This is a genomic window from Dyadobacter sp. OTU695 (assembly GCF_038440355.1).
In the GTDB taxonomy this organism is placed as follows: Bacteria; Bacteroidota; Bacteroidia; order Cytophagales; family Spirosomataceae; genus Dyadobacter.
Window position 1 is genome coordinate 71352 of sequence record NZ_JASATN010000023.1, and the last position, 20626, is coordinate 91977.

General features: G+C 47.8%; 14 protein-coding genes. 4 read left to right on the forward strand and 10 right to left on the reverse strand.

Annotated elements, in window-relative coordinates; translation table 11 throughout:
• Position 1: 1 nt before the first annotated feature.
• Positions 2–847 carry a sugar phosphate isomerase/epimerase family protein gene (locus AAHB90_RS28130; RefSeq protein ID WP_342088596.1) on the forward strand — a complete coding sequence of 282 codons (846 nt, stop codon included), beginning with the start codon at positions 2–4 and terminating at the stop codon, positions 845–847.
• 141 nt (positions 848–988) lie between these two features.
• Here AAHB90_RS28130 and AAHB90_RS28135 read toward each other — a convergent pair whose 3' ends face one another.
• Both AAHB90_RS28135 and AAHB90_RS28140 read right to left on the reverse strand, forming a co-directional pair.
• Positions 989–2533, reverse strand: a complete 1545-nt coding sequence (locus AAHB90_RS28135) for a malate:quinone oxidoreductase (RefSeq protein ID WP_342088612.1) — start codon at positions 2531–2533, stop codon at positions 989–991.
• Between the two features lie 227 nt (positions 2534–2760).
• Positions 2761–3342, reverse strand: coding sequence for a hypothetical protein (locus tag AAHB90_RS28140; RefSeq protein WP_342088597.1), 582 nt, complete (start codon positions 3340–3342; stop codon positions 2761–2763).
• Between the two features lie 279 nt (positions 3343–3621).
• Between AAHB90_RS28140 and porU2 (AAHB90_RS28145) the strand changes: the two genes are divergently transcribed.
• On the forward strand, positions 3622–6576 hold the full coding sequence (porU2, locus tag AAHB90_RS28145) for a putative type IX secretion system sortase PorU2 (protein WP_342088598.1): 2955 nt from the start codon (positions 3622–3624) through the stop codon (positions 6574–6576).
• A 69-nt stretch (positions 6577–6645) separates the two neighbouring features.
• Entirely contained in the window at positions 6646–9948 is a 3303-nt protein-coding gene (gene porU2 / locus AAHB90_RS28150) for a putative type IX secretion system sortase PorU2 (RefSeq protein ID WP_446717939.1), read from the forward strand.
• Here the strand turns inward: porU2 (AAHB90_RS28150) and AAHB90_RS28155 are convergent, their stop codons facing one another.
• From AAHB90_RS28155 to gcvT, 8 genes are all read right to left on the reverse strand, one after another.
• Entirely contained in the window at positions 9949–11883 is a 1935-nt protein-coding gene (locus tag AAHB90_RS28155) for an asparagine synthase-related protein (RefSeq protein WP_342088600.1), read from the reverse strand.
• Positions 11884–11894: 11 nt separating this feature from the next.
• Positions 11895–12050 carry a lasso RiPP family leader peptide-containing protein gene (locus tag AAHB90_RS28160; protein ID WP_342088601.1) on the reverse strand — a complete coding sequence of 52 codons (156 nt, stop codon included), beginning with the start codon at positions 12048–12050 and terminating at the stop codon, positions 11895–11897.
• 135 nt (positions 12051–12185) lie between these two features.
• Positions 12186–12902 (reverse strand): hypothetical protein, encoded by a 717-nt coding sequence (locus tag AAHB90_RS28165; protein ID WP_342088602.1) that lies wholly within the window; start codon positions 12900–12902, stop codon positions 12186–12188.
• Between the two features lie 23 nt (positions 12903–12925).
• On the reverse strand, positions 12926–13579 hold the full coding sequence (locus AAHB90_RS28170; protein WP_342088603.1) for a uridine kinase family protein: 654 nt from the start codon (positions 13577–13579) through the stop codon (positions 12926–12928).
• A gap of 48 nt (positions 13580–13627) precedes the next feature.
• Entirely contained in the window at positions 13628–15454 is a 1827-nt protein-coding gene (locus AAHB90_RS28175) for a PorZ beta-propeller-like domain-containing protein (protein WP_342088604.1), read from the reverse strand.
• 9 nt (positions 15455–15463) lie between these two features.
• The gene (locus tag AAHB90_RS28180) at positions 15464–17443 is read right to left on the reverse strand and encodes a hypothetical protein (RefSeq protein ID WP_342088605.1); all 1980 of its coding nucleotides are present in this window, start codon (positions 17441–17443) and stop codon (positions 15464–15466) included.
• 21 nt (positions 17444–17464) lie between these two features.
• On the reverse strand, positions 17465–18175 hold the full coding sequence (locus AAHB90_RS28185; protein ID WP_342088606.1) for a 2-phosphosulfolactate phosphatase: 711 nt from the start codon (positions 18173–18175) through the stop codon (positions 17465–17467).
• A 29-nt stretch (positions 18176–18204) separates the two neighbouring features.
• Positions 18205–19287 (reverse strand): glycine cleavage system aminomethyltransferase GcvT, encoded by a 1083-nt coding sequence (gene gcvT / locus AAHB90_RS28190; RefSeq protein ID WP_342088607.1) that lies wholly within the window; start codon positions 19285–19287, stop codon positions 18205–18207.
• A gap of 160 nt (positions 19288–19447) precedes the next feature.
• Here gcvT and AAHB90_RS28195 point away from each other — a divergent pair, with 160 nt between their 5' ends.
• Positions 19448–20617 (forward strand): FG-GAP repeat domain-containing protein, encoded by a 1170-nt coding sequence (locus AAHB90_RS28195; protein WP_342088608.1) that lies wholly within the window; start codon positions 19448–19450, stop codon positions 20615–20617.
• The last annotated feature ends 9 nt before the right edge of the window (positions 20618–20626 follow it).

Here is a 20626-nt window from a genome sequence, read left to right on the forward strand (position 1 = left end):
GATGAAGTTTGGTATCAATACCTATCTGTTTTCTTCACCATTCACGAATGAAAGCACCTCGTTTTTCCCACAGTTCAAAGCGTGGGGTTTCGATTTTGTTGAAATAGCATTAGAAGATCCTGCCAATATCGATCCGGAATTCGTTCGAAAAGCATTGGACGAGAACGATCTTGAATGCCGGTCGGTGTGTGCGGCTACGGGTCCGGGGCGCGACCTGCGTGCTACACGTAAGGATCAGGTCACCGCTATCGAGTACGTAGAGGCGCTTATACGTATAGCGCCGGTGCTTGGAAGTAAGCTCGTAGCGGGCCCTGTTTATTCTGCGGTAGGTCGTGCCGAGTTCGTTCCCGACGATGAGAAACGCAGGCAATGGGAGCTTGTCGCAGGTAATCTTAAAACACTGGCTGATTTTGCCTCGCAGCACGGCGTGAAACTTGCTATCGAGCCCCTGAACCGGTATGAAACCGATTTTATCAATACCTGTGACCAGGCATTGCGGATGATCGAAACCGTCGGCAGCGACGCCTTACAGGTGCACCTCGATACTTTTCACATGAACCTGGAAGAAAAGGATCCGGCGCTGGCCATTCGGAAAGCAGGTAACAGACTGGGCCTTTTGCATGCTTCCGGCAGCGACCGCGGTACTCCCGGTGGTGACCAGATCAACTGGGACCGTATTTTCGCCGCGTTGGACCATATCCACTACCAGGGCGATATTGTTATCGAATCGTTTACCCCAGACGTGAAGGTAATTGCCAAAGCCGCGTCAATATGGCGCCAGGTCGAACCCTCACGCGAGTCGATCGCGGTTGATGGTTTGCGTTTCTTGAGGTCGTTGGCATTTTAACCTGTTGTTGATTGAATGGGAGATGTTGTGGATTGAAACGGCATGTCCCTTATTCCGCGATCAATCTTTCCGAAGTATTTGTAGCATAAGTAAAAAGCCCCGGAACATATCCAGGGCTTTAATATTCGATTAATCTGAAATTCAGGCAGTCACTTCTTCTTCCATGTGCGAGGCGCTTAAATGCAGGACCTCGGTAGTCCAGGCGCGGGTTTTGGCGGCCAGATCTTTTTCTTTGGATAGCGATTTGCCGAAAGAAGGGATGATTTTCTTGAATTCGCGCTGCCATTCGGGAGATTTGGCTTCCGCGAAACAGCGGTGGATCAGGTCGAGCATGATCGATACCGCAGTAGATGCTCCCGGAGAAGCGCCCAGTAATGCGGCCAGCGAACCATCTGCGGCAGTCACCATTTCGGTGCCAAATTCGAGCACACCGCCAGCCTTTTTATCTTTTTTGATCACCTGAACGCGCTGACCCGCCGTTTCAAGATCCCAGTCTTCCAGTTTTGCTTCCGGGAAATAACCTTTCAAAGCTTCCAGACGGTCCTGCGGCGATTGTCTTACCTGGTCTATCAGATATTTGGTCAGCGGAATGTTGTGCAGACCTGCGGCCAGCATCGGCTTTATATTATTCAGCTTAATGGAAAGCGGAAGGTCCAGGTAAGAGCCATTTTTCAAAAACTTAGTCGAGAACCCTGCATAAGGCCCGAAAAGCAATGCTTTCTTGCCGTCAATAATGCGGGTATCCAGGTGAGGTACCGACATCGGCGGTGAGCCCACCGAAGCCTTGCCATATACTTTCGCCTGGTGTTTTTCGATGATTTCCGGCTTGTTGCACACCAGCCATTGCCCGCTCACGGGAAAACCTCCGAAGCCCTTGCCCTCGGGGATATTCGACTTTTCCAGCAACGGCAGAGAGCCGCCTCCCGCACCGATGAAAACGAACTTAGCGCTGACCTTGCTCTCCTTTTTAGTAGCCCTGTCTTTCACCTCGATCAGCCAGGAATTGTCCTTCTTGCGCGAAAGATCGTCGACCTCATAGTTGAGAAACAGATTGACACCGTCCTGCTTTTCGAGGTAATCGAACATAGCTTTCGTCAGCGCACCGAAATTGACGTCGGTGCCGAGCTCCATGCGGGTCGCCGCCACTTTTTCATCGGCATCACGGCCATTCATGACGAGCGGTATCCAGCTTTCGATCGTATCCTTGTTCTCGGTATATTCCATTCCCTGGAACAAGTGATGGTTTGTCAAAGCTTTATAGCGTTTGCGGAGATACTCCACGTTTTCCTCACCCCAAACAAAGCTCAAATGGGGAATATTGTGGATAAATGTATCAGGCGAATCGATCACACCATTTTCCACCAGGTACGCCCAGAATTCTTTCGACACTTCGAACGACTCGGCGATCTTGACGGCTTTTTTGGTTTCAATGGAGCCGTCGGGCAACTGTGGTGTGTAGTTCAACTCGCAGAATGCGGAATGGCCTGTGCCGGCATTATTCCACGGATCTGAGCTCTCCGCAGTCACGCGGTCGAGGCGTTCGAAAACCGAAATGGTAATGGATGGATTAAGCTTTTTCAGTAGAACCCCGAGCGTAGCGCTCATAATGCCTGCCCCAATCAAAACCACGTCAGGTGAGCTCGTTTTTGAAGACTTTTTGGTATTCATCACGAAAAAAGGAAATATGGTAAGAAGGCCTAAGCCCGGAAAAGTACAAATCACTGTTAGATAACAATCGTCCTAACAATATTTGTTTCGAAAATAGTATAATTTCAAAAATAAAAGTTATGGCGTTTTGCAACTTCTTGGCAGGGGGCAATTAAAACTTTCTTTGTTGCAAAAATCACGAAATCGGGCAAAGAAAAAAGCTGCCTGTCGAGGGCAGCTTCGTTCTTATCGTATCATAAGTAAATTTATAGGTCGCTTTGGATGATATCCGACTCTTTAATGCCGAGTGCCTTAACTACCTCATCATAATTACTCCAGTTAATTTCCGCGCTGGATCTTCTAAATTTCTCCGTAGGAACCAGCACTATACGAATCGCTTCAAAATCTCTGGCAGGCGCAGTTTGCTGATCTTCCGACCATGAAACAGGACGGATGTCAACAAAAAATGTCTTTGTCCGAAGAGATTGTTTGAATTCGAAAGTACTGGTTTTGCCATTTCCAAAATCAACTTTTCCGGGTATATTCCACCACCAGTTTTGACTTTTGATGTACACCAGGACTCCGCACGTTGATAAAAAAGTACTATCTTCTTTGGTGATATTGCTAATACCGAACGTATAGCCGCCCGCGTCGGATTTTACAGCACCAGTTGTTACAACTCTTGCTCCCAGAGCGTCTTTACCCGCGACACCGGTATCACCTTTGGCGCCAGCATCACCCTTATCACCTTTAGGCCCTGCTGGTCCTACATCACCTTTTTCACCCTCGCAGGCCATTGTTAAACCAGCCAGCGCGATCCAAGCAAAGAAAATTATTTTTCTCATCATACTAGAGATTGTTTGAGTTTAGAATAATAAGTGTTTCGGCAAATATAGCGACGAATTTACATTACGATAAAAAAAATCATGCCTACGGTAATTTATCTTTAACGCAAAATAGAAAGGTGCAACTAATCAGGCAAGTCGACTAATACAATGAAATCTTGATCTGTTTGCTAATTATAGTATTTTTGTTTAATAATAGATTTGTGCTAAAGTTCGTTTGAAAACCGAGTTAGTACGAGAATTAAAATCATTCGGATCGGTAAACAATAAAATCAGAATTCTATGAAAGGAAGAATTTCTACCACATTTTTCAGCTTGCTCTTTTTCGGAATTATTATGGCACCTCTCTCCGCGCGTGCGCAGTGGAGCGGTGCCTACGGGAATGAGTGGCTTGCAGGCAAGTATAGTCAGAGTTGGGTGCGTATTGGTGTAACCGCCAAGGGCCTTCAGCGCGTGGCGATCGCCGACTTGCCCGGCAATTTTCAATCTGCGGACAAATCGAAGCTACAACTATTTCACCGGGGAAATCAGGTTCACATCGTCAAGGCGGATGCGAACGAAATTATTTTTTATGGTGTGCCCAACGATGGAGCCTCGGATGAACTGCTGTTCCGCCTGCCAACATCGAGAAAAAACCCGTATTTCAGCTGGTTTTCGAACGAAAGCGCTTATTTTCTTACTATCGGTACAGACAACGGCCTTCGGGCGCAGGTTGAAAACACTGCTGTCGACGCTGGCGTTACGCCGGCAGAGTCGCATATCAGGACTGAGCTGAGAACCTATACGAACGAGTTTACACACGATACCAAGTATTCGTTGCGGCCCAGTACGCTGAACAGCTATTTCGAGGAAGGTAAAACCGGGACAGGGAGCCGTCTGCCACTTCCAGGACAGTTAACCACTGTTTATACTTCCAACCCCAAGCCGACCAGTTACACCAACACATATGTTGCCGAGCCATTCTCGTTCAGTGTAAAGAATGTTGCTCCTGGTTCGACACCGGCTGTGAAGATTCTTTTGAGTGGCCGCTATGCCAATCAGTTGGCGGAGATATTTGTGGGCAAAGATGCGGGCTCGTTGCGCGCTGCAATCTCTATTCCAACCAATGATTTTGCACCTGCGGAGGCAAATTTCCAGTTGCAGCCGACGGATTACGACGCCAATGGAGCAGGTACTTTTGGTTTTAAAGGTGCTACTGCTACCGCTTACTATTCGGTATCGTACTTCACAATTGTTTACAACCAGTTGATTAACATGCAGGGATTGCCTTCGTATGAGTTCAATTTCCCGTCGGCAGCCAATGGAGTAAAATCGAGAATCCAGATCACTAACCCGGCTGCCAATGCAGCATTTTACGACATTTCGAATGTAGATGCGCCGCGCATTATCCAGGGGAGCGCTGCTGATTTGATGGTAACCCGTAGCGGCGGTACGTTAAAGCTTCTTGCAACCAACGAACTTACGCAGGTCGGTGCCGGAAAGATTTCGACGGTAACTTTTAGCCAGGCCACCCCAGCAACGTATAACTATTTGATTGTTAGTAATGAAACGTTGTTCGGAGCTGCGGGACAGTACGCTGCTTATCGCCAGAATGCAAGCCCGGGGAAAAAGTACACGCCGCTGGTTAGAAAGATCAAGGACATTTACAACGAGTTCAACTATGGCGAGCCAAGCCCTGTTGCAATCCGTAGATTTGTAGACTACATGATTTCTGACGGCAACAAAGAAAAGTTTCTTTTGTTGATCGGTAAATCAGTCACAAAGCCGGACCGAATGGTGAAGGAGTTGCCGGAAGAAGTTCCAACAATTGGTTTTCCAGGTGCTGATTTGCTTCTGGTTGATGGTTTGGCGGGAACTCCGGATGACGTTCCGGCAATTCCTGTTGGGCGGATCTCTGCGATCACTCCGCAACACGTTACAGATTATCTGGCTAAGATCACAACCTACGAGGCGCAGAAGGATCTGGCATGGAGAAAGAATGTGCTGCATATGAGCGGTGGTAAGGACCAGGGGGAAATTAATCAGTTTTCCGGGTATCTGTCTTCAATTGGTAGTATTGTATCGTCAGCTCCGTTTAATGGTGCGGTAATACAAAAAATCAAGAGTATTCCTCAGGATGTTCAGGAGCAAATTACGATCGCGCCTGAGCTGAATGGTACCGGGGTGGGGATGGTCAGCTACTTTGGCCATGGAGCTACATATCGCACGGATTTGAATGCAGGTTATGCTACCGACTTTGCAGGTAAAGCCTACGACAATGCCAACAAATACCCGGTGCTTTTCTACAATGGATGTGGTGTAAACAATGTTTTCAGTGACCTGTTCGCAGAAACAGTTAACCAATCTACTTCGCGCCCGATGTCGCTGGATTGGCTGCTTGCGCCTAGTAAAGGAGCAATTGTCGTTTTTGGTAATACCTGGGATGCTTACGCAAGCACATCGAACGAATACCTCGACAGGCTTTATCCTTTGATTTTTTCTAAAAATGATGACCAACGCCTTACTATTGGTCAGATATTGAAGGAGGTTGCGATACAGACCAAAACAGCAAAAGGCTATAACTATAACCCAGGTCAGAATGCCCGTGTTGCTGCCTTTTACGATGCTGACAGGGCTAATATTCACCAGGTTTTGTTACAGGGTGACCCTGCCTTGAGAATATTGCTGAATGAAGCTCCACTACCGGTAGATCTGATTTCGTTCGATGCTAAGAAACTAGGCACTGATAAAGTCGAACTAATTTGGAAGACGGCTTCTGAAAAGAATAACAGCCATTTCATAGTAGAGAGAAGCTACAATGCGAGAAATTTCGAAGCAATTGGACGGGTAGAAGGAAGAGGTGACTCCAATACAGAAGTGTCTTACTCGTTCATCGATTCTAAGCCGCTGGGCGGAACTAGCTACTATCGTTTGAAGCAGGTCGATTATGATTTGATTGTCGATGGAAAAGTAATCGAAGGTCCTAGTACACTTTCAAAAATTGCCTCGATTGTTCGTGAGAGCTCCGATATAGTTTCGATTTCACCAAACCCGGTTGTGAGTGGTGTTGCGGAGATCCGTCTGGGTATTCCTGCCAACATTAAGAGCTGGAACCTTTTCGATATCAATGGAAAAGCGGTACTGAAAGATCAGACAGGCTCCAAAGTCTCGTTGTCAAATCTCCCATCCGGTGAGTACCTGGTAGAAATACTGACTTCAAACGGCGACAAATATACCCGCAAAGTTTTCAAGTTGTAAGTGATTGAATTTGATAGGCATGGAATGCACATGTTCCATGCCTATACTTTTTACTTTATATTCTCAAAAATGGCCAGATTACCTCTTATTAGACTTCTTCTTTTGTTATTGCTAGCCGGATCAATGCGTGTTTATGGTCAGTGGGGAGCGCCGTATACGAACAGCTGGATTACGTACGGACAACCGTACGCGAAGATAGGGGTAACACAAAACGGCATACAAAAGGTCTCCTTTTCTTCACTGCCTTCCGGTTTTTCTGCCGATCAGCAGGCTAAATTTCAGCTCTGGCACAGAGGCCGGCAAGTTGCCATTTTAAGTACGTCAAATAATGAGATCTTGTTTTACGGGGTACCCAATGACGGAGCCCTGGATTCGCTCCTATACAGGCCGATGAGCTCGCGCATGAATCCTTATACGAGCCTTTACTCCGATGAAAGTGCCTACTATCTGACGATAGGTAAAGAGAATGGCTTGCGTGCCACGGTGGTAAATCAGAATCCCACTGCCATAACACCCTCTACATACCATAAAAAGACGGACGTCGCATCGTTCGCGAAGGAATATTCGCTAAGTACGACAAGTGCGATCCGCGCTAACTTCTTCAATAGCTTTTTTGAAAATGGCGCCAGCAAGACTGGTGAGACCATCAAAGACGGATTACCAAGAAATTACAATTTTCAGTTAACAAATATGTCTGCTGATTCAAAGGATAAGGCGGTCATTAAATTGATGGTGCATGGCCGGAGTAATGCGGTTCACTCTATCGAGGTTTATGTAGGCAAAGACGATAAATCATTGAGAAAAGTGGATGCCATTAAAAATGAGAACTTTACTGCATCGGTTTATTCTTTCGAGGTACAGGACACCGACGTTGATGCAAATAAAAAGGGTATTTTGTCATTGAAGGGATTAAGCTCTGATATCCGGCCATGGTATTCGCTTGCTTACTACACTGTGACTTACCCTCAGACATTGAATATGGGTACAAACAAAAGTTATGAATTTACTTTTGACAAAACCGCTGATACCTGGACCCGGGTAAATATTGCCAATACGCCGGCGAGCTGTAATTTTTACGACATTTCGGATATCGACGTGCCGCAGATAATTACAGGAAAGGCTACCGACCTGATGATACCGCGTAAAACAGGCAAATCGGTGAGGTTACTTGCAACTACTGAAACCATCGTGGTACCCGCGGCAAAAATCACATCGGTTTCACTGACTAAGCTGGATCCCAAAGCCTATAACTACATTATAATCACGACAGACGCGCTGAAAGAAGGGGCAAATACCTATGCATCTTACCGGTCATCAGCCATCGGCGGCTCTTTTAAGCCGGTTGTAGTGACTATTAAAGAGGTATATAACCAATTTAACTTTGGTGAACCGAGCCCTGTGGCAATAAGAAGGTTTATGGACTATATGCTTTCGGACGGCAACACTGCCAAAAACCTTTTTCTGATAGGCAAGTCGGTTACATTTAATGAAAGGATGACTAAGGAGTTGCCCGACGAGGTCCCGACTATAGGTTTTCCGGGATCAGACGTTTTACTGGTCGAAGGGCTTGCGGGAACTCCTAAGGAAGTGCCGGCTGTCCCGGTTGGCAGACTTTCGGCATTGACAAATCAGCATATATATGATTACCTGGAAAAGGTGAAAGAGTATGAAGCTCAATCGGCCAACGGTGTTAGCTGGAAGAAAAACATTCTGCACTTGAATGGCGGAAAAAGCACCTCTGAAATTACTCAGCTGAAAAATATCCTGGCTGAACTGGCGCCAATGGCGGAAGAAGGATTTGCCGGAGCGAAAGTCAAGGCATTTGTAAAACCGCAACCGATTGCTGAAACCATCTCCGTTAACATCACTCCGGAAATTAATTCGGGTGTCGGATTACTTACCTATTTTGGCCACGGTTCAACAACGGTAACAGACCTGGATATTGGCTATATTACAGATGCTTCGAGGGCATACAGCAACCAGGGCAGATACCCGCTCATGTATTTCAATGGTTGCGGTGTAGGTAACGTTTTTAGTGGCAGGTTCAATACAAGCCCATCTTCGGGCGATAGAATGGCGCTCTCACTCGACTGGATTCTGGCACCGAAAAGAGGTACTGTGGCAGTGGTGGCCAATACGTTCGATACCTACGTCTCTACCACAACCGATTATCTGGAGCACCTTTATACGGTACTTTTCGTGGATAACACCGCTTCGAAGCTTCCGATTGGTGAGGTCCAGAAAGAGGTGGCCAGAAGGACTTTTGCTAAGGGATATAATTCCTATTTGGTGGCAAACGTGCATCAGGCGCTATTACAGGGCGATCCCGCGCTGCATATGATTTACGTAGCGTCGCCCGATTATTCGGTTGATTCGGATGAAGGGATAATGCTTTACGCTGAAAACTCCGGTACAACAATAGGGAAATCAGCCAACTTGATAACCGCGATAACGGTTGAAAATCAAGGAAGGTATAATAAGGGTGAGCAGGTTCCTATCCAGATCAAGTACGTATATGGAGACGGCACACAGGTGGTAAAAAATGAAACAGTGCTGTCTTTTCCTTACCTGGATACGATCAAGGTGACGTCGCCGTCGAAGGCAGGGTTGTTGAGAGTTGAAGTGGTGATCGACCCGGCGGGAAAAGTAACGGAGCTCAGCAAGAGCAATAATAGCAGTGAGCTATTGGTCGAATGGGACAAAGCGAAAGATCAGGCAGCCTATCCGATTGAAAGGGTGAAGGATGTTATACCGCCAATATTGAATGTGACTTTTAATGGCAGAGTGATTGAAAACGAGGAAAAAACCTGGGCGAAACCAGATGTTCGGTTCGTGCTGACGGACGATCGTTTGATGTCGATGGATACGTCGTTGATTTCCATTTTCATTAAAAAATGTCCGGATAACGATTGTGATTTTGAGGAATTAAGCTACTCGGATCTGGAAATGAAACAGTTGTCAGACCGGTCTGTTGAGGTCATCTACCACTCAGAACTTGCTGTGGAAGGTTTGTACGAAATACTTGTTAATACGAAGGATAAAGCAGGAAATGCTTCCGAGAGCCCTTTCAGCATTAAGTTCCGTATCGGAGATGCCGATGAGCTAAATGTGGTGACCAGCCCCAACCCTGCGACGGATTATGTGCGGTTCCGGATTAAGGGGAACGTTACTGGCTCTCTGAAATCAGCCGAGGTTACGATTTTTGATCTGAAAGGCAATAAGCGCTTAACTCATGAAATACGTCCTACCGCAAGCACGGAAGATTGGTATTGGATGCCAACGGGCGCGGGTCTTTTTATCTATAATGTAACGCTCAAGAGCGCCGACGGTAAAGAGAAGAAAATAACGGGGAAGGTAGCTGTTGTGAAATAATTACTTCAAATTTTTCTGCCAATCAAGCCAGGAGGCTAGCGAAATGGCCCTGGTGACATGGAACATGCTTCGATTGTACTGGTCGGTCGGAAGTCCCTTTATTTTGAGAAATTTGACAGAGCTGTTGAACAGGCTCTTGTCGAGGTAGTCCCAAACCTGAGTGGATTCACTGAGGAAATCTTTTGCCTGATCATAAAGCCTGAGTGTTACATCGACACCATAAGAGCCGACCTGGGTTTTTTGATGGCGCAAGCGAACATGCTCAGGCAAGATGCCTTCCATTGCCTCTCTGAAATGCATTCGACCCAGGCCATTTCCAAATTTTGCTATCGGCGGAATAGACATGCAAAGTTCAAATAGCTGCTTGTCATAAAATGGGGAACGATTCTGAAAGCCGTAATGGTTGGCAAGGATGTGCCTGCTCTCGTTCAGGCTGATCGATGTCATTGTATAAACGTCTTGAAGCCATTGCCGTGAGGTGTCGGGCAACGTCTCCATAAGGGATGCCGAAAGGCCACGGGATGGCGACGCTATAAACCTTGTGTCTCGCAGGAACTCCTCCCTTAAAATTGTTACAGGCTGGATTGACTGGCCCTTGATTTTTTTGAATAGGGCTGCCGCGCCTCTCCGAAGAAAATATGGGAGCGATAAATCAAAATGAGAGGAGAGCTCCTGATAGGTATCAAAAGCATGTTTCACTCCATCCTTTCGCAGCACAGCCGTCAATCTGTTATAAAAGAAGTTGTGTTCGACGATGGCCGATTTCTCTTCTTTACTCAAAGAATCCCAATTTTTATAGCGATTGGCAAGCGTGAAGAATGGAACTCGTTTGTCTAGCAGTTCTTTGAGTAAAAGCCAGTTTTTTTCGTAGAAGGTGTACTCCGGCAACTCCATCCCGCTTCCAACGATCGAATCTCCGTCACTTCCATTTAATAAGACTTTGCAGCCTGCCTCAGAAGCGCATTTCATGAGGCTGTCCTGTGACGCCGGTGAAATTAAGCCGGGCTGCGGATAGCCGTGTAATGATGTATGAAGTTGTACAATATCGAAATCGTTGGTCTCCTGGGTCACATAGTGATGAACGGAGCCAATCTGCCTGGCTACGCTTATAGCGAATGACTGGTCGTATGTAGGATCCTTTTGTGTGCTGTAATAGAAAGTATGAAGCGTTCTGTCTGGATGAATCAATCGGGTAAGCGCACTAACGGAGGACGAATCGAGGCCTCCACTGAGGTGTGATCCCAGAAGCAAACCCTCTTGCAGCGTGTTTTTTTTTACAGAGGTTGCAAGCATGTCCCGGAACAGAAACTTATAATCAGCAGCGGAATGATGGTTTGATGATTGGGGGAGTTGAAAGGAAAAGAATGGCTTAGACCTGAGCTCGGTCGGGTCGAGCGATAAAATATGCCCGGGAAGTACCGTTTTTACATTTTGATAGAATGTGTCAGCCGAGTAGTCTTTTCCTTGTTCACCTCTGAATGTGAGGTAGGACGTCAATCGCTGATGGTCTATTTTCAGATGTTGCTTCACAAGAGGCATCATCAAGAGCTTCACCAGGTTGGTAGAGAATGCGGCAAACTGATTGGGCAAATGAATATAATACAATGGGAATATTCCAAAGATGTCCCTTGCCAGGTGGAGTACATTGGTATCATCATCATACCATACCCCCAAGCCGACCTCTTCACTATGCTTACTGAGATACGCTTCAAAATCCGATAACGAAAATAGGCTATCGGGATTGGATATACCCGATAGCCTACTATCTTCCTGTTGACCAGACTTTTTCGAACCAATAATGAATTTAGTTGGAAAAAAATAGTCTAGCTTTTGCAATAATATGTATCCATTAGGCCATTGAATACTTGATCTTATTTCCGGTATACAAATCCCAATTTTGGGATCAAAAGAAACAAAACCCTCAATGTACATCATGGATTGCTTTACTAAGCATCCTCCGAGTAGGTGTTCTCAGAAGTAAGTTCGTCAAAAGCGCTGCCTTGTTTTCCCTTGGTAAGGTTTTGAACGTTACCGTGTTGAACGAGGACCGGCTTGCGGTAAGACTTTTTCGTCTGTGTAGAGTGCGATGTCAATGTTCTCATTGTTTATCGGTTAATGAATGATTAATACCAGTATCCGTCGTAAATTTAGATAGATAAATTGAATTTGCAAGCATTATTCGCAACGAATATGAAAAAATCAAGTTTTGGCTGAATATACGGTTGTCTATTTACGGATTACCTATTGCCAAATTCTATGATTTTACGAGATTTGTGACTGCCGGATTCAACTTTTCCAGAACCGATGCATTCGTCGTTTTGGCAGAATTCAAAGTTAGTCTGATCATCAGAAATAAGACCAACGCCCGGACCGTATTGTTTGATCGTTACGTATCTGTTGATGATAGAGGTGTCTTTGCGCTCTACAACGGTCAGGACATTATCGAATGATTGGTCGCCGATCTTGACTGAACTGAACCCCGGCTCATAGTATGACTCCTGTTTGTCGAGGTTGTTGTAGCTGTTGCCGTTCCAGGTAGTGCGCGAATTGATCGGAAACGTAAGCGACAAGAATGGTTGATTATCGACGTTGGTCAGTAGCTTGTCAGGATATTTGTGCACCGCAAACTCTTTTACCTTTTGCCAGTAGTCGGTCGGTGAATTACGGGTTGATCTCGCAATTACGTATGTAACGATCCCGGCCGAATCGGAAACGATCCTGTCTACTTCGTCTTTTTCCTGCCACTTCGTTACCACTGGAGCCGCCTGGCCTGTGGAATATACTTCCTGATTAACTTCGTAGACGAGATAATGCCCGATAGTCAGCGGGTAATATTGGTAAGGGTCCGCTGGTTGGGTGTCGTCGTCGCAGGCGGAAAAAGCGATGGAAGCTATTGCAACAATAGTGATGTGTTTTGAAAAGACCCGGTAAATCGTCAGTAAAGAATTCTTCATTAACTCGGTTGAATTTGAGATGACTATGATGAATGTTTGTATTGCTCTTTCAATTTTCCTTTCAAAAACCCTATCAACACCTGCAAGCCCGTATCGAACCGGGAGTTGTTGTTGATGATCATATCCGCTTCTGCGCGCAATGGGAGTATGAATTTGTCGTAAGTCGGCGCTACGTGATGTTCCCAACGGTATAGGACGTCGTCGAGGTCATAACCGCGCTCATTATTATCACGAATAATCCGCCGTTTTATTTTAACATGCTCCTTGGCATCGACAAAAATTTTCAAATCGATAAGCCGGGCTATTTCAGGGAAGTAGAAAACGAAAATTCCTTCAACGATGATAATAGGTCTGGGTTCGAAAACCAGAATCTCGGGGGTAATCAGCGGATTGTTGAAAGTATACTCTTTCTGCTGTACGGTACGGCCCGCACGAAGGACGGCAATATGCTCCGCGAAAAGGTGATGGTCGATCGTCTCGGGTAAGTCGAAATTCTCCACGCCGTTTTCGTCACGGGGGATTTCGTGGATCGGCCGGTAATAATTGTCCTGCGAAATACGTGTGACCTCATCCTTACCAAACGCGTCGATGAGGTTTTTCATAAAATAGGTCTTGCCCGACGCGCTGCCGCCGGTGATACCCACAATGTAAGGCACTTTTTCTTGATTGGAGGTCATATAGTCTGTTGCGTCCGCTAAGCTGAACGCCTGGATTAAATTATGATTTTAATTGATAATTGCCAATTTACCTGCCTGTCGCTCAGAACCATCGGCCGACACGATGAGTACAATGTATATTCCGGCCCGCGCGCGGCGCCCCGTGTAGTCGTTCAGGTTCCAGGACACGAGGCCGCCTTCGGAACGCGTTTCAAACACGAGCCTGCCTGCAAGGTCGGTGATTTTGACGATAGAGTGACCGGTCAGGCCGCTGATTCCCACATTGCCCGAATAGTCAGGTCGGATTGGATTAGGAAAAATGGTGATGCGGTCGAGGTTTTCGGCTGGGGCTCTTGCATCGCTCTGATAAGAAACCATACCGGCGGGCGTATCTACAAAAAGCAATCCCGTCTCAGCCTCGAAACGGAGTGCGCGGATCACATCCGAGGGAAGCGGACTGTCGTCGGAGGTGAATTTTCTGATGAGTTCAGTGCCATCTTCATTGAAAAGATAAAGCCCCGTCCGGGTGCCAATCCATTTTCGGTTGCCCGGTTCAATGGCGAGCGCGGTACATTCTTCATTGTTGAATAACCTACGCTGACCGTAAACAGGCAGGATCGCATCTACACGGGCAGCCTCCAAAACGCCATCGGGAATGAAGTAACCAACGCCTTTCGCACCCGCAAACCATACGAATCCGTCCTGGTCGAGTGCCAGACTGTTGACTTTGGAGGAAGGTAAAGTCCCGCTGCCGATCGACGTGGAAAGTACTTTTTTCCGTGAGGCGTCTGCATTGCTTACCATAATACTTCCACCAAGCGTTTCGGGAAGTCGCGTCCATAACAGGCCATTCAGATCGGTGATCGTTGAATCCGGGCGCGGAGAAATGGTCGTATCGCCCTGCACCGGTGAAAGCGGTTTGAAATCTGAAAATTGATTGGTGATCATTCCATTTTTTTGATCGCCAACCCATAGTGTTTTCGATCCCAGAAGAATGCCCGATCGGATGCCCAGGAAGAATGGGCTGCTATAAGTTTGGGCTTTGTAAAGTGGATTGAGCGTAATGACGGAGTTTCCGTTTGTTATTGTCAGTAAATCACCTGTATCCAGGATACGCAGGTTAGGACTTCCGGAAGGATAAACGAGTTTCCAGTTCCCGTTTTCATATTTAAAAATACCCTTTCCCGAAACAGCCACATGGACGGTGCCGGAAAAGAATGCAATACCTGAAATGTTGCCCGGACTTGCTATCGGTTTCCAGTTTGCGAAATATTGCCGGTTCACATCTTCACGCATTGAGGTAGCCAGAATACCCTGGCCACTTAGGATAAAAAGTGAGTCTCCGGAAAATACCAGGTCGCTGACGGCCAACTGGGTACCGTCAGGGCCGATGTAACGATATGTTTCTTCTACCTGCCGAAGTCGAGTGTCCAGCACGAGCACCCCGAAACCCGTTGCGATGTAGGCCAGATTCTCTCTGAAAACAATATTTCGGATGGCCTTGTCCGCAGGCAATCCCTGGGTTTCATTCAGAAGATCCCAGGTTTCGGTTTGATTTGGTTCGGCTTGCTCATTGAGGTATGCAAAATCGATGGTACCATTGCGGTAGGCCATCATCAGGAGCCGGCTCGAAGACAGGTAACCCATTGTCGCAATCCCCGTATTGCTAAGGCCGTCTGCTTTGGAAAGCATCCGGATTTCTCCGCTTTCTTTATTTACGGAAAAGAGCCCGTTGTAGGAAGCGCAATAAACTCGTGAACCTGCCTCGACGACCTGTTTGGCGGAGAGATAGTTGAAATGACTTTGCCATTCGCCCAGCGGCAACGCCTGTCCGAGAATGCGGGAAGGACCGAATACGACAGTCAGCACGAAAAACAGTATCCTCCCTATTCGCATGGCTGTATGCTAGTTTTCTACCGTCACCACGGCCGAACCCCGCCCCGTGCCGGTTCCGCATCCACTTTTCAGTGATGTGATCGTGTACTCGGTGGTAGAAGCCGGTGAAACGGAAATGAGGTACGGGTTAAGAAATGTACCGTTGATCGCCGTGCCGTCCGAGAGCGTGAATGACCACGGCGGAAGCCCATTTTTGAATTTCAATTGAATACGGGTAGAGCGCCCGGCCGAAACCGTACCCCGCCCGGAAACTTCTGCCACGGCCTTGTCCGGCGCGATTACTTCCAGCTCTTCAATGGCGCTGGAAACGGCGGGAGACGAGGAGACAATACGGATCTTATGAATCTTCGTGGTATCTCCGGGTGCGGCTGCGGCGAGTTTCACCTGCATTGCCGTAGGCGTCACGGTCGTCGGCAACGTCACAAATCTTCCGGACTTGTCGGTCATCTGAACCGTAAACTTGTTGTTCGGGTTATAGCGGCCTTCTGTTTTATAAGGAATATCAATGGTAGACCCCGCGCAAGCCATGTTTTGCGGCAATTTTTCTAGCGTGATGCTTGCCGGCGGGCTTTTCACGGTGACTTTCGCCGAGCCCGAGAATTTACCTACACCACAAAGTCCCCCGGCCGAGCTGATCTGATAATTGGTATCATAAAATGGTTTTACCTTAATCTTATGTGGCGACTCCTGGATATTGTTCTCATAAGTTCCATCCGAAAGCAGCACAAACCAAGGGCCTCCTCCGGTAAACTTTACGGTGAGCTGGCCCGATTCGTTTTCACCCAGCCTTAGGGAGTCTTTTTGCAAAGTGCCCACGGTAGGCGACACGATTGAAATGTTCGTAGTCTGGCTCACGAGATAAGGTGCCGTCGAAGTCACGCGCAACCGGTATTCGCCCGGCTTGTAGGTGTCGGGGATTTGGGTAGTAATATAGCCACTCGAATCAGGCGTTGAAATGTTTTTGAATGCGCCGTTCCGTTCCGCAATCTGAACAACGAATTTATTTCCTTCCTTATATTTTCCCGTTGCATTGAAAGGCACCTGAAAGGGAACACCCGCGCAAAGTTTCGCTATTTTCTCGATCTCTTTCAGTTCCAGTTTGGGTTCCGGGTTATTGTTCACATTCACGATGGCCTCCCCCGAAACAGTACCGCTTCCGCAGGCATTCGAAACGGCGGTTACGCGATAGGCCTTTACGTCCATCGGTTTTACGGTAATAAAATGTGGGTTCGAAAGCGTTTGCAACACCGTAGTGCTGTCCGAAAGCCGGAACGACCACGGTGCCGCGCCGGTCAGGTTCACGCGCAGGTGCGCCTCCTGCCCGGGCATAATGCGTACGGTCTGCGTGCCGTCGATCAGGTCGATCTTCGCTGCGGGCGCCTGCAAAAGTCTTATAGGCACTTCCTGGCTCCTTACAACAGGGATGGAGGCGATGATTTGAATGCGATAAATTTCCCCACCCACTTTATAGGAAGGGATCACCGCTTTAATCGGGCTTTTCTTCACAGGCAGTGAAATGGGTACCGATTTGCCCGTCGCGTCGATGATATGGGCGATAAATGTATTGCCTTCGTCAAACGGCCCTTCGGTTTTGAACGGGATGGTTACATTGGTACCCGGACAAACCGCCAGGTATGAAATATCCTCGATCGTGATCTTAAACGAGTGAATGCTGTCCGCTTTGGGTTCTTGCTGCAACTTGGCTTCTGCCGCAGCTTCTGTCAGCGTGTCAGAGGAAGTGTCGATAGCCGGCGCTGCGGTAGGTGCTGCGAGCGTATCCTGTGCAGTGGCCGAAGTGTCCGGTGCCGTAGCAGGTACTTGCGCCTTTGTCGTGTCCGTAGCAACGGCCGCCTGCGGTTTAGCGGGGGCCGGGGCCTTTTTCTTGGGAGCAATCAGCTGCTTTCTTGGAGGAGAGGTTCTACGCTGAGCCTCAGCGACGCCAGCTATCAGAAATAACCCCAGAAAAATGACAAAGACGAATCGGAACATGCAATTTGGTTTGAGTAAATATTAATTCATGGATACCAGCGTGCTACCTCTGAGGACGGGAACGACGTCGTACAAGTCGGTTTGCAGGCAGTAGGAAATATCTTTCTGAATGCCCAGGCGTTGCAGGCGTCGCACGTGTGACGAATTGGAGACGCTGGCCAGCAAATTGTCACGGCTTTGGAGGTATAAACGCTGCGCCATCAGGGTTCCGTCTTCAAGCAGCATAAATTGGTCCTTCAATGCCTCCGCCAATGCCCCCGCAAACAGGGTATCTTCCAGGTTCGGGCGGCCTTTCCATCCTGCGCATAGCACGAGCACATCATAAGGCTCGGATTTCAGATGGTTGGCCAATGCGCCCAGGTTAAGGAATGAGCCGATCATTACCTTTACAGCCGAGGATTTGGCTTTTGAAATCGAAAGCGTCCCATTGGTGGTCGTCATCGCAATCTGCGCGCCTATCAGGCTTTCGTGCATGTAGCTGAATGGCGAGTTGTCCAGGTCAAAACCTTCTACTTTCCGTGCGTCCCGCTCGGCTGCGGCTATATATCCTTTGTCTTGCAAAAACTTACATTCCTCCACACTGGCCACTGGGGTAATGCTTTTTACACCATAAGCGAGGCCGGTTACCATGCAGGAAGTGGCCCTGAAAATGTCGGCCACCACTACTATTGAATTATCGAGTTTGTGCAGATGAAGTAAATCGGGGGTAAGACAAACGTCAAGTTGTTTCATAAAAATGCAATCGGACTTAATAGGAGGGATTAATTTTTAACAAAAGGCGTTTTAACAACCTGCGCTTTCAGAAGCCTGTCGCGCACTTTTACGAAAATTTCGGTGCCCGTTTTGCTGAATTCGGTTGGTACATAACCCAATCCGATGCCTTTTTGCAATGTAGGCGATTGGGTCCCGGAAGTTACCTCGCCAATTTTATTCCCCTCCCCATCGCACAGCTCGTAATGCCCGCGCGGAATGCCGCGATCGATCATTTCAAAACCAATCAGTTTTCGTTTCAATCCTGCGTCCTTTTGCGCTTTCAATGCTTCGGAATTGATAAAATCCTTCGTGAACTTGGTCACCCAGCCCAGTCCGGCTTCCAACGGCGATGTTTCATCGTCGATGTCATTACCATAGAGGCAAAATGCCTTTTCCAGTCGCAGCGTATCGCGTGCACCCAATCCCACGGGCTTGATACCGAACTCGGCACCCGCTTCGAAAATGGCATTCCACATTTTCTCTGCATCTGCATTCTTTACATATATTTCAAAACCTCCCGCGCCGGTGTAGCCGGTTGCCGAAATGATAATGTCCTTGATACCCGCCATTTCCCCGATACGGAATGTGTAATATTCCATCGAAGCAAGATCCACATCGGTTAGTTTTTGCAGTGCGGCCGTCGCATGAGGTCCCTGGACTGCCAAAAGGCAAAGCGAATCCGATAGGTTTTCCATGGCCACGCCTTCGGTATTGTGGCTCTGGATCCAGTTCCAGTCTTTTTCGATGTTCGACGCATTTACTACCAGAAAATAGTCGTCCTCGGCAATGCGATACACGAGGAGATCGTCAACCACGCCGCCGGTGGCATTGGGCAGATAGCCGTATTGCACTTTTCCGTCATACAGCGTAGCAGCGTCATTCGACGTTACTTTTTGTACCAATGCCAGCGCGCCAGGCCCTTTTACGCGGAATTCGCCCATGTGAGATACATCAAAAACACCCACGGCATTTCTTACGGTGTGATGTTCATCCAGATCCGAAGAGTAGCGAACAGGCATTTCAAAACCTGCAAACGGGACCATTTTTGCGCCCAAACGGATGTGGAGCTGATGTAAAGGGACTGTTTTCATGAAGGATATTTGGTTTTACAATAATTTACAAAAGTAGGTAATGCAGGTCAAAGCGACACAAAAAACTGTTTTTTCAATGTCCGCAGAGTGCATTTTGAAGTATATTGTTAAAAAATAGGTTAAAACTTTTATCAACCGGCCGTTGCTGGTTTTCAGGAATATGAATAAACGACTATTATTCTCGATCGCATTTTCAATGGCCGGAAGCGCATTTGCACAAACTGCTACTTTCAATGGCGAAACGATCGACGACAAGGTGAGTATCGGCTATGGAGTGGCTTCCGGGGATGTGGATGGCGATGATAAACCGGATATTCTGCTGGCTGATAAGAAGGAAATTGTCTGGTATAAAAATCCCGGGAAAAAAGACGGCGCATGGACGCGCTATGTGATTGCGAAAGATCTCACAGAGCAGGACAATGTCTGCATAGCCGCCCGCGATATCGACGGCGACGGTAAGGTGGAAGTAGCGGTAGGAGCGGGCTGGAATCCATCCGAAACGAAGGATTTGAAAACCTCGGGAGCCGTATTCTATATGGTAGCCTCCGACGACCGCACGAAACCCTGGGAGCCGGTGCGTTTGCACCATGAAGTGACCATTCACCGGATGCATTGGGTTAAAACAGCCGATGGGCCATTTCAGTTGGCCGTGTTACCCTTGCACGGGGAAGGTAATACCGGTGGAAACGGTGCAGGTGTGAAACTGATCGTTTTTGATGTCCCTGAAAACAAAAAAGGCATCTGGCCTTATAGCCTCATTGAAACCAATATGCACATGACCCACAACTTCCAGCCTATGGAAATTCCGGGTAGAATGGCAGGATTGTCCATTGCCGGCAAGGAAGGCGTGCAGGTGTTTCTCAACGGGGCCGATGGCTGGGCTCCCTCCGGCAACTGGATGGTGCCCGAACGTGGGGTGGGGGAGATCAGGACGGGAAGCCTCGGGAAAAAGCAATTGTTCACGGCCACGATCGAGCCCATGCATGGCAATGCACTGGCGGTTTATACCAAAGACGGCCGCACAGTGCTCACCGACCGCATTAAGGAAGGCCATGCATTAGCCTGCGCCGATTTCTTCGGGCAAGGCCGCGACCAGGTTGTAATGGGCTGGCGCAACCCGAATGTGACCGGCGAAACGGGTGTTCGCATTTACGTGGGTACCGATCCTGAGGGCAAGAAATGGACGGAGTATACTTTGGATGAAAAGATCAAGATCGCTTGCGAGGATTTGCTTCCCGCGGACCTGGATGGAGATGGGGATTTGGATATCATAGCTTCCGGTAGGGCGACGCATAATCTCGTGGTTTACTGGAACCAGCGGAAGAAGTAGCGATAATTT

Bases quoted from the DNA above. Each gene is read 5' to 3' on its own strand.
- AAHB90_RS28130 (WP_342088596.1), top strand. From the start codon at position 2: ATGAAGTTTGGTATCAATACCTATCTGTTTTCTTCACCATTCACGAAT.
- AAHB90_RS28140 (WP_342088597.1), bottom strand. From the start codon at position 3,342: ATGATGAGAAAAATAATTTTCTTTGCTTGGATCGCGCTGGCTGGTTTA.
- porU2 (WP_342088598.1), top strand. From the start codon at position 3,622: ATGAAAGGAAGAATTTCTACCACATTTTTCAGCTTGCTCTTTTTCGGA.
- porU2 (WP_446717939.1), top strand. From the start codon at position 6,646: ATGGCCAGATTACCTCTTATTAGACTTCTTCTTTTGTTATTGCTAGCC.
- AAHB90_RS28155 (WP_342088600.1), bottom strand. From the start codon at position 11,883: ATGATGTACATTGAGGGTTTTGTTTCTTTTGATCCCAAAATTGGGATT.
- AAHB90_RS28160 (WP_342088601.1), bottom strand. From the start codon at position 12,050: ATGAGAACATTGACATCGCACTCTACACAGACGAAAAAGTCTTACCGC.
- AAHB90_RS28165 (WP_342088602.1), bottom strand. From the start codon at position 12,902: ATGAAGAATTCTTTACTGACGATTTACCGGGTCTTTTCAAAACACATC.
- AAHB90_RS28170 (WP_342088603.1), bottom strand. From the start codon at position 13,579: ATGACCTCCAATCAAGAAAAAGTGCCTTACATTGTGGGTATCACCGGC.
- AAHB90_RS28175 (WP_342088604.1), bottom strand. From the start codon at position 15,454: ATGCGAATAGGGAGGATACTGTTTTTCGTGCTGACTGTCGTATTCGGT.
- AAHB90_RS28180 (WP_342088605.1), bottom strand. From the start codon at position 17,443: ATGTTCCGATTCGTCTTTGTCATTTTTCTGGGGTTATTTCTGATAGCT.
- AAHB90_RS28185 (WP_342088606.1), bottom strand. From the start codon at position 18,175: ATGAAACAACTTGACGTTTGTCTTACCCCCGATTTACTTCATCTGCAC.
- gcvT (WP_342088607.1), bottom strand. From the start codon at position 19,287: ATGAAAACAGTCCCTTTACATCAGCTCCACATCCGTTTGGGCGCAAAA.
- AAHB90_RS28195 (WP_342088608.1), top strand. From the start codon at position 19,448: ATGAATAAACGACTATTATTCTCGATCGCATTTTCAATGGCCGGAAGC.